Here is a 10,181-nt window from a genome sequence, read left to right as displayed (position 1 = left end):
AGGTTTTGTTGCGTGCGAGGTACTTTGCCTTCTTTTAAGTCAGCCAGAATGACATCAATATCAAGTTCCATTAGTCCTCCAATAAGTTCGGTAGTGCTATGCCATCTAGATTAATGGCTTTATTAGTCAGTGCATGAATACCCTGAGAGAACAGCTTGTTATCGTTCAGGTATTCACCCGCTTCGATGTAGTTCGCCACCTTGCGGTAGCCTTCAAGTTTGTCGTCAGGGTCAGCGATTTTTGCCATTTGACGCAGCATGGCATTGGCGGCGATGAGTTGTTGCTTGTCGTCCATTTCCATGAAAATTGGCTTAAAACCTTTTTTCATCAGTACACGACTGAGCTTGCGTGAGCGCTTTTCTATGGCAGGCGTTTTACGCAATTCATCCTGCAAGTCAGGGTAGAATTCAGCATCGTCACACAGCAGTGATAGATGCAGTAACTCAGACTCTGTTTCAACGAATCTCAAGGCATGGCTAATATCTTGCTCATCACCTACCGCAATCATTTTATCTTTTGTGTCACCACTGTTTCTAGCTTCTTCAACGTGAATGATTTTGCCGATTACCTCAAAGCAGGATATCCAATCTTTGGCGTATTCATCGGCCTCGACTCGCTGCTTTTCATAGCGGCGTTGCAGTACCTGTATTTCATCATGCTTGGTAAAGGGCGCTCCTTGCTCTTCACGGAAGAACTGTTCGTCTTTTAGCGCCTCCAGCTCACCTTCAATTTCAACCGATAGATTAGCCGCTTGGTGTGCTTTGTAGCTGAGTTGATTAAATTGCGCGTTAAGCGCTGGCAGGTATCTTGCTTCGGTAATAAACCAGCGACAGCGAATACAATTTTCAGGGCCGTGCGGTACGCTGCTATAGATACGGTTAGCAGCAGAGCTTGCATCTTTAACTAGCTCACCACCGTTCCAGCAACCACCCAGCGTACTGATTTCATCGGATTTGACCGTATTACCGCCAACCAAACATAGGCCAGTTGAGCGTTCTTCCCAACCGATGGGGTTACGGTTAACCAGCGCTGCCTGAATGCTATCTTCTTTGTGATAGACCATCTTGCACTGAATTTGTGCTAGTGAAGCGTCTTTTAAGAAGTTGCGCACCGACTGCTGGGATTTACCTTCTAGTTGCTCTTCGGCTTCACTCATTTTTTTCGCCATCACGGATGGGGTGATTTTGTTGTAGTAGATGGTCATTAAGATGCGTGAGTGGCCTGCCAGCAGTTTGGATATGACAGGCAGTGGCAACTGGGTATCCATCGTGTAGGCGGTTATAAGTGATACTCGCAAGCTGTGTAGTGGATGGTTCGTGGCAAACTTAACGGCTTCAAAAGTGCCTTCTGGGTAGTCAACAACCAGTTTAAGTCGTTCTCCATTATCAAGCGTATTACCTTGCTCAGCGAGTTGGTTTTCCAATGTCAGCAAGAACTGATACCAGAATGTTTTCACACCATTGCTGGTAATTGGCTTTGAGTTGTCACTCCCCTTCGCTGATGCATCACGAAACAGAAAGGCGATTTCCCCCATGCTTTCTAACTGAGCTTGTGACTTACTTTTGCCAGTATGCTTATTTTGCAGCCCTGCGCAGTCAGTCGGTTTCGCTATAGGGTTATATTTTTCCTGCCAGTTTCGCAGCTTTTCCAGCCAGTACAGCACTTCCTCGTTTTGCCAAGGAATGATGTAACCACGCTCTAGTTCGTCTTTGTTCTGGTCGGCAGTCTTGTTGGTGTTGACATACAGACCTGTTGAATACAGCCCTGTCATGGTATCGTGAATTCGGCGGAAGATGCCTTTTCCGAAGGGGCGTTTTTCACTGCCAAGGGCAAAATCATGCTTGGTGTTCACTACCCACTGACCTTGTTCATAGCGCCATGTATCGGCTTCACCACTGTCGAGCATCCGCACCTGATAGGTACGAAGCGGTAAGTGCAATTTCATGAAAACCACCATTGCTTTGACAGGCGACCATATTTGATGAACGGTGATTTTTTTGCCAGTGCGTCTTATTTCTTTGGTGCGCCACACGCAATCGGGGTCAGCTTTGTCAATTAACTCAGGCTCGACGTCGAACCAGTCTCCACCTTGATTACCTTGCCCTGACTGTACCTGCGCCCATGTCCAATGTTTGAAGTGGCGGTAGTGATAGCTAGGTAATAGCGACTCGCCTTGCGATAGGTTTTGCTCAATCACCGTCAGTTCAGCTTTATCTGGCAATGGGCATAGGATTTGTCGCAGGTCTTGGATATAGCGATACGGCAATGGGCTACGGACGGTTTCAGTGAGTGAATTTTGTGTCTTGATTTTGCTCAGCGGATTTTGAGCCAGTGGTTTTAAGGTGCCATTATCATCTTCTTCAGATAAATGATGCTCAATGATGTAATCAATGAAGTCGCAGGTGTAGTTGATAGCTTTTGAGACAGCAGCAGGGGAGTTAGTAGTTTTTCTCACCCGAGCTTCTAACTCTTCACTAGAGCAGAGATGACCTTCATACCCCTTGAAAAACAGACCTACATCAGTTGCATAGGGAGCGTACTCCAACAGGTAGGACTCAAAGAAACGGCACAGTGACTCACGCTTCTCGCTAACCCCCGAATGTTGTGTCGCCATCCACTCGGCAGCTAATTCCTGCCATTGCTCCCACTCAGGGCCAAGGGTGGTGAGCATCCATTTAAACGTGAAGTCAGATGCACGTCCGTCACGTTTTTTGCCTTTTGTTGTCATTATTTACCTCGTAATTTCGGATGTTTGCCTGTGAAATAGCCTTGTGGGTCGATATCGTCAAAACCATTTTCTCCCAATGTTCTCCAGTCCAGCGCTTTAACTTTGGACTCAGGATTTGCCAGTTGTAGCGTAGCCTTGTTGAGTTCATCGGAGATTTCCTGTTGCCCCTTACCTGTGTAGGGAACTTGAGACTCCAGTGATTTGTGGTGCATACAGCGGCGAATGACTAACGGGTTAAGCCCTGAACGCTCTAATCGTCTGCCGTAGTTATGTCGATGTCCGTGAGGATCTAACCCTTCCGCTTTATTCGGTGCTAACCCAATGCGCTTTAAACCATTTGCGTAATTGTCGTGAAAAGCACCTAAATTATAAGGGTTGCCGAGGGCGCTGTGGTGAAATGAAATAAACGCATAAGGGTGGTGACAATCAATACTGGCTCGGTACTTTTGGTAGTCCTTCCACAATGACATAAAGACCTTGGCATAGTCCGTTGGGAAAAATTGTACTTGGATGTAATTATCACGATGGTCAACAACACGACACTTCCAACCAAGGTGAGCTGTACCCTGCATTTTGATGCGCGGTATACGGGCATATTCTTCTTTAAGATAAGCTGCTCTGGTATGCTTCCCACTTCGACTGCGCCAACCATCAGGTGCCTTACCATCAACTTCGTTGTATATCCGCACCACCGCATTGTCGGGATTGTAAGGATCTTCAAAAACATCTGTCACCCAGAGTGTTAACGCTTCACTTTCTCGCAGACCGCCACCGTGCATCAGTAGAAGAATAAGCTTATCTCTTAGTGCTACCCGTGGGTCTTTAGCCCCGCCAATGCCGTCTTTGAAAAATGACTCCCAGTGTTTTTCTGGAAAGGCAATCGCATCGTCTTCCGTCTTGGTCAGCGGAGTGCGCCCCTTCATTGTTCTAGCTTTGCGAATGGTTTTATTGATGTTCTTGTCTTCGATATGACCGAGAAAATCATTTTGGTTTTTACGAAACCATGCAGCGTAATTTAAGCGTTGTTCATGCGGAGTCGCATCACGCAAGGGGTTCATAGGTTCAGTACCTTGCTTTTTGGCAATCCAGTCAGTAAAGGCTGTCAGCCTATGGATGTGTTTATTGACATGCTCTGTTGAACTTGGCATCCAATATAAGCCCGACGGATCGAGTCCATCTTCTCCTATAGTGCCGCTATACAAGCGCTTAGCAAAGGTTTGAAAGAGAATTTTGGGATCGCTGAACAAGTCCTTGTTTGCCTCCATGTAATCCAAAAGTAAAGAAACGACTTGAATGAATTGGTTCATAACGGACGCACTGACACCGTCAGCCTCCATTTTAAGGAGATAATCCGTTACAACACTCAACTCTCCTTGCTCGGTGAGCAACACTGGTAGTTGGCTTTTTATGCCCGTGTTATCTTCGACAACAGTCGCTTTTACTTTTACTGATGACAAGTTCCGAATGCCTGTACACATTAAACATGAAATACACTGTAACCCTAAGCAAATAAATGTCAATAAAAAAGGCAGATTTCTCTGCCTTAATACATATTATACACACTAGAAGTTACTGTATATAAAATAATGCGAGGCTTGTTTATTTAACCTGTTCCGCGCTGAGATAGCTTATTGGCCAAAGCCCACATCGGTAATATTAACCTTAGTGACCTCACCATACTCTTTGGCAATATCGGCAATCTGAGCCGCGTTACCAATAAGCACATACTGCAAATTGTCCTTCGGAAAGTAACTATTAATGAGGCGCTGGGTTTCAGCTAATGTCAGCCCATCGACCTTGGCTTGAAACTCATTAATAAATGCATCATCAAAGTTATAGATATACATATCAGCCAGTAACTCGCCCAGTTGGCCTCCGGTTTCAAACTTTGGTGGGTACTGACCTTTAACATAGGCTTTGGCTGAAGCCAAGGTTTGTTGATCAATGCCTTGCTCCCATAAGCGGCCATAGGTTTTTAAGGCTAAATCGATGGCTTCTTTAGTGGTACTGGTTTTAGTAAAGGTGCTGATAGAGAACACCCCTGCAGCAGAATAAGCACTAAAGCCAGAGCGTGCGCCATAAGTGAGCCCGGCGTTAACCCGTAACTCATCATTAAGCCATGAGGTAAAACGGCCCCCTAAAATGGTATTTACTACCGTTAGCCCCACATAATCAGGGTTATCGCGCTTAATCCCCAAACCGCCAATAACAAAAGTGGTTTCAATGGCATCGGGTTTATCAACTAATAACACCTTACTGGCAGTTAATGGCGCTAGCCCTTGTGTTAAATCAGGCTGCACCGCAGTGTCAGTGTTTTTCCAGCCGCCAAATGCCGTTGACAGCTTGGCTTTCATGGTTGCGATATCAAAGTCACCCACCACATTAATGGCGGTATTTTTTGGCTGAAAATAACTTTGATGAAAGGCCCGTAGCTGAGTGACATTAATATCAGCTAATGACTTACTGTTGCCTGATACCGGATTGGCGTAAGGATGCTCACCAAATATCAACTTATTGTAGTAACGACCGATTACCGCCCGTGGGCTTTCTTTCGCTTGTGACAAGCCAACAATTTCGCGCTGTCTGAGTTTTTCAAATTCACTATGGTCAAAGTCAGGGCTTATGAGCACTGGCTGGATAATATCGAGCATGGTATCAAGATCTTTACTCATAAAATCCGCTTCCAGCATCATGCTTTCACGCCCTGACGCTGTAGATAAGCTTGCACCGAGAAAGCCCACCATCTGCTCAATTTCAGCTTTGCTTTTACCGCCGGCGCCCAGTAAGAGACTTTTCATTGTCATATACGACACCCCAGATGTGGTGTCGTTTACCGCCCCTGCGCGCACAACGGCATTAAAGTTAATTATCGGCACTTCTTGTTGCACCATCAAATTAACCAGTAAGCCATTTTCAAGGGTAACAGATTGATATTGCGGCATACTGAAACTGCCAGTATCGAGGGGCTTGCTTGACTCAGTCGTGGCTTTGCAGCCCGCCAACCCCACACCACAAGCAAGCGCTATGGCTGATACCGTTAAGGCGCTGGCCTTTTTAAGCTTTATCAATGACATCATTAGTCAGCTCCCTCTGTGGCGGCTAACACACCCACGGTGCGATTGGCCTTACGTAAATAGGTTTGCGCAACACGCTGAATATCAGCAACGGTTACCTTATTGTAGGCTGCAGGCGCACTAAATAGTTTGTCATAACTGCCAAAATACAGCTCATAACGACCTAAAGTATTAGCGCGGCCATTGATGGTTTGCATGGTGCGATAAAAATCCATTAGCTTGATGTTTTTCACTTTTTCAAGCTCTTGCTCGCTAACGCCTTCAAGGGCAATACGGTTTATCTCGGCAATCATTGAGGCTTCTAATTGCAATGCATCAATCCCTGCATTGGCGACCCCAAGAAAGTAAAACAGATTAGGGTCAAATGACATGGGCAAATATGACATCACATCGGAGGCCAGTTGCTTATCCACCAAGCCTTGATAAAGCCGTGAGCTATTACCTTCACTGAAAATAGTGCTGAGTATATCTAGCGCATAATAATCGGCATGTTTCGTGGATGGCACATGATACGCCAGCAGCACATTAGGGGTAGTGACAGAGGCTTTTTCAACAAAGACTCGGCGCTCACCTTTTTGCAGCGGCTCAACAGTGCGAACGGCTAATGGCGCGGGCTGGGCGGCAATGACGCCAAAATATTGCTTCGCTAGACGCTTCACCTCCGCGGTTTTAACATCACCTGCGATCACCACCACAGCATTGTTGGGCGCATAGTAAGTCTTATGGTATTGCTGTAAATCCGCTAGCGACCAGGCGGCAATATCTGACTCATGGCCAATCACAGGCCAGCTATAAGGGTGAGCTCTAAACGCTGCACCTTTTACTTCTTGTTGCAAGGTGCGCCAGTTGGAGTTTTCAAGCCCTGTGGTGCGCTCTGATTGCACCACACCACGCTCGCTTTCTACCATCTGCGAATTAATATCTAAGTTAGCGATGCGATCAGCTTCGAGATCAAAAATGGTTTCTAACGCATTGGCAGGAAACCAATTGGTGTATACCGTGGTGTCTTCAGTGGTATAAGCATTATTAGCGCCACCCGCGGCTTCCATGGTGCGGTCAAACATTTTAGGGCCATACTTTTTTGAGCCGTTAAACATCATGTGCTCGAAAAAATGCGAGATCCCAGTAATGCCCGGTGCCTCATTACGAGAACCCACTTTCCAAAACAAATACATGTTGGCATTGGGTATGCTGCTATCTTCTAGCACCATAATTTTCATGCCATTATCCAGAGTAAAGCTATTGATATCCTCGACTGTGGTGGCCATCGCCGCGGTACTCACCCAGCAACTGAGTAATACCCATAACGCGCTGATGTTGCGTTTCATAATGGTTTCCTTGTAAGTCATTGCAATGAACAACAGGCCTGCTACAACCCGTTGTTAGTATTTTTATCGGTTAATTCACCGCGCCTAGCGCAGTTAATGCCAGCTGAGTCATGGTTTCAACGCCCACTTTTAAGGCTTTTTCATCAACAAAAAATGCTGGCGAATGATTACTGGCGACAGTGGCAGGATCTGTGCCTGCTGGCGTCACCCCTAAAAAGTAAAACAGCCCCGGCGTTTCAAGCGCATAGTAGGAGAAGTCCTCAGCGCCGGTGATAAGCCCTGGCTCAATGAGATTATCATCGCCCACAACCTCACGAATAACCGGACGCATTTTTGCGACTAACTCAGGGTTATTAACCGTAACTGGATAACCTGCATCAATCTCTGTGGTGGCAGTGGCGCCGAGGGTTTGAGCAGAAAGCGTCGCGATTTCAGCTAGTTTTACTTTAATGTCGGCGCGCATATCTTGATCAAAGGTTCGGATAGTACCAATCAACTCAACTTCATCAGGAATGATGTTCGAGCGTATACCGCCATTAATGGCGCCAAAACTCACCACTGCCGGTGCTTTAGTCACATCAACGCGGCGACTAATAATGGTTTGTACGCTATTAATTATTTGCGCAGAAGCCACAATCGGGTCAACCCCGCCCCAAGGACGAGAACCATGGGTTTGGCGACCCTTTACCGTAATAGTAAATGAATCTTCTGAAGCCATCGCAGGGCCTGCTCGCAAACCAATCATCCCTGTGGGCATACTTGAGGTTACGTGCATACCAAACACTTGATCAGGTTTGCGGCTAGCAAATAAGCCTTCTTTAAGCATTAACTCTGCGCCGCCTTCTTCACCCGCTGGCGCGCCTTCTTCTGCGGGCTGAAAGATAAACATCACATCGCCAGCGAGGCTGTCTTTAGACTTGACCAGATTCTCTGCCACGCCCATTAACATCGCCACATGAGTGTCATGACCACAGGCATGCATCACGCCGACTTTTTGGCCACGATAAGTATCAGTGGCTTTGGAGGCAAAAGGTAAATCAACCTCTTCTGTGACTGGCAACGCATCCATATCTGCGCGAATGCCGATTAGCGGCCCAGACTTTGCGCCTTTTAATATCGCCACCACACCAGTGTGCGCAATGCCGGTTTGTACTTCTAAGCCTAAGGACTCAAGGTGTTTGGCAATCACTTTACTGGTTCTAAACTCGCGGTTAGACAGTTCAGGGTGCTGATGTAAGTCACGGCGCCACTCCAACACCTTAGCTTCAACATCGCTTGCAAGTTGTGCTGCGTTAGGGGTTTGAGCCATTATCGAACCAGAAAAAGTGCCAGAGGCAACCGCAAGGCAAGCAGCAAGTATCGTTAAGCGCATAAATCATCCATGTTTTTATCATTTTTGTAGTATTTCAATCTACCGCGTATCCCTTGAATTGTTAAATATTTTGTTATCCAAAGCACATTTGAAATTGTGTCGATTTATGTAGAGTGGCTCAATAAACACTATGGTTGATGACATTGTGTTGATAATCTATGGCCACTATTAAATTTAAATCGAGAGTCCAAGCCCATGAAAATCACCTTTGAGCAATTAACCGCAGCCGGTGCTAGTAACTCATTGGAGATTGAACAGTGGTTAATTGAACATCGCCAATCCTGGGGAGTATTCAGTGCCCACAGTGATATTGGCGCCATGCTCGGTGACTTATTAGCAGATGTACCTGTGGGCGTTGGCTCTGACACATCAAATACATCAAGCATTGAGGTCACCGCAGGTTCGATACATAAAACCTCAGGCCGAGTTGCTCAGGTCTCACTCGCTGAGCAACAAAGGTTATTAGCACTTGAACTCGCCAATGATGACAGTGACTTTTTAGATTATGCCGATAAAGGCACTACGGTCGCGGGATTAATTTTTGCCCATTGCCATAAGCAAACATTAACCGACAAACTGCTTGAGGAGCTTGATTTAGTTCAGCTGCAACAGCGCGGGTTTCGTGAACTTTCAACGGGCGAAACCCGTCGCGTGATGCTAGCCATTGCCCTTGCTAGCGAGCCGGATTTTTTAGTGTTAGATAATCCCTATTCAGGGCTCGACATTAGCCATCGTCAAAGCTTAACGGCTTATCTAAGTCAGCTTGATATTCAAATGATGGTGATATTTTCTCGCGAGGAAGATATGCCCACATGGATAGATCAGATTGCTATATTCAGCCACAGCAAACTTGATAGCATCATGGATAAAGCCAGCTGGGAGCAACACCCTGTTATAAGCCAAATTACCGCCCAATCTAAAGTCCAAAGCGAGCAGATGCTGGCTATCATGCAGCGCCACCGCCATCAAAGCCCATTTGATAACCCCATCTTTGAACTTAAAAATGGCAAGGTGGCTTACAGTGATAAAACCATTTTTACTGAGGTTAATTGGCGCATTGATAAAGGCCAACACTGGCAGGTAAAAGGGCCCAATGGCTGTGGTAAAAGTACCTTGTTAGGGCTTATTTTTGGCGACCACCCACAATGCTACAGCAATGATATTCATATCTTTGGTAAGCAACGTGGCACTGGAGAAAGTATTTGGGAAATAAAGCAGCATATCGGCATGGTGTCATCGGCATTACACTTGCAGTATCGCGTCGGTTGCAGCGCTAAAGATGTGATTTTATCCGGCTTTTATGACTCTATCGGCCTGTACCAAAAAGCCACCCAAGCCCAGCAAGATATCGCCCAAGATTGGCTCAGCATTTTGCATATGTCCCACTATGCCAAAGTCTCGTTTAAGCAACTGGATTACAGCCAACAGCGACTATTGTTAATTGCCAGAGCATTAGTGAAACAGCCGACATTATTGATTTTAGATGAACCCTATCAAGGGTTAGATTATCTGGGTATTCGCTTAGTCAAAAATACCCTTGAATTGATCGCCAGAGAAAACCTCAGTCAGCTGCTATATGTGTCCCATTACCATGAGGACAGTTTAGACAGTATTAATAACTATCTGGAATTTGTTGCCGATGCAAAAACCGGTGGCTATAAAGCGCTAATCAGCTAGTT

Annotated in this window: 6 protein-coding genes; 1 reads left to right on the top strand and 5 read right to left on the bottom strand. The window is 46.1% G+C overall.

All coding sequences use genetic code 11. The features are described 5' to 3' along the window. Positions 1–70: 70 nt before the first annotated feature. The 5 genes from BCU91_RS09075 to BCU91_RS09055 all read right to left on the bottom strand — a co-directional run bounded on the left by BCU91_RS09075 (position 71) and on the right by BCU91_RS09055 (position 8,439). On the bottom strand, positions 71–2,728 hold the full coding sequence (locus tag BCU91_RS09075) for an integrase family protein (RefSeq protein ID WP_102531324.1): 2,658 nt from the start codon (positions 2,726–2,728) through the stop codon (positions 71–73). Beyond that, positions 2,728–4,206 carry a gamma-mobile-trio recombinase GmtY gene (gmtY, locus tag BCU91_RS09070; RefSeq protein ID WP_198590455.1) on the bottom strand — a complete coding sequence of 493 codons (1,479 nt, stop codon included), beginning with the start codon at positions 4,204–4,206 and terminating at the stop codon, positions 2,728–2,730. Before gmtY ends, BCU91_RS09075 begins: the two co-directional genes overlap by 1 nt. A 150-nt stretch (positions 4,207–4,356) precedes the next feature. Beyond that, the gene (locus tag BCU91_RS09065) at positions 4,357–5,805 is read right to left on the bottom strand and encodes a pitrilysin family protein (protein WP_102531323.1); all 1,449 of its coding nucleotides are present in this window, start codon (positions 5,803–5,805) and stop codon (positions 4,357–4,359) included. Next, on the bottom strand, positions 5,805–7,130 hold the full coding sequence (locus tag BCU91_RS09060; protein WP_102476591.1) for a pitrilysin family protein: 1,326 nt from the start codon (positions 7,128–7,130) through the stop codon (positions 5,805–5,807). Before BCU91_RS09060 ends, BCU91_RS09065 begins: the two co-directional genes overlap by 1 nt. Before the next feature lie 70 nt (positions 7,131–7,200). Further along, the gene (locus tag BCU91_RS09055) at positions 7,201–8,439 is read right to left on the bottom strand and encodes an amidohydrolase (RefSeq protein ID WP_241901070.1); all 1,239 of its coding nucleotides are present in this window, start codon (positions 8,437–8,439) and stop codon (positions 7,201–7,203) included. A gap of 258 nt (positions 8,440–8,697) precedes the next feature. Here BCU91_RS09055 and BCU91_RS09050 point away from each other — a divergent pair, with 258 nt between their 5' ends. Further along, positions 8,698–10,179, top strand: a complete 1,482-nt coding sequence (locus tag BCU91_RS09050) for an ATP-binding cassette domain-containing protein (RefSeq protein WP_102520402.1) — start codon at positions 8,698–8,700, stop codon at positions 10,177–10,179. Positions 10,180–10,181 lie beyond the last annotated feature (2 nt).

The sequence above is a fragment of the Shewanella sp. 10N.286.52.B9 genome (assembly GCF_002873635.1).
Lineage (GTDB): Bacteria > Pseudomonadota > Gammaproteobacteria > Enterobacterales > Shewanellaceae > Shewanella.
This window is presented reverse-complemented; position numbering and strand designations above follow the sequence as displayed.

What these genes read in the sequence shown, in the direction of transcription:
- gmtY (WP_198590455.1), bottom strand. Translation starts at nt 4,206, where the DNA reads ATGTGTACAGGCATTCGGAACTTGTCATCAGTAAAAGTAAAAGCGACT.
- BCU91_RS09055 (WP_241901070.1), bottom strand. Translation starts at nt 8,439, where the DNA reads ATGGCTCAAACCCCTAACGCAGCACAACTTGCAAGCGATGTTGAAGCT.
- BCU91_RS09060 (WP_102476591.1), bottom strand. Translation starts at nt 7,130, where the DNA reads ATGAAACGCAACATCAGCGCGTTATGGGTATTACTCAGTTGCTGGGTG.
- BCU91_RS09075 (WP_102531324.1), bottom strand. Translation starts at nt 2,728, where the DNA reads ATGACAACAAAAGGCAAAAAACGTGACGGACGTGCATCTGACTTCACG.
- BCU91_RS09050 (WP_102520402.1), top strand. Translation starts at nt 8,698, where the DNA reads ATGAAAATCACCTTTGAGCAATTAACCGCAGCCGGTGCTAGTAACTCA.
- BCU91_RS09065 (WP_102531323.1), bottom strand. Translation starts at nt 5,805, where the DNA reads ATGATGTCATTGATAAAGCTTAAAAAGGCCAGCGCCTTAACGGTATCA.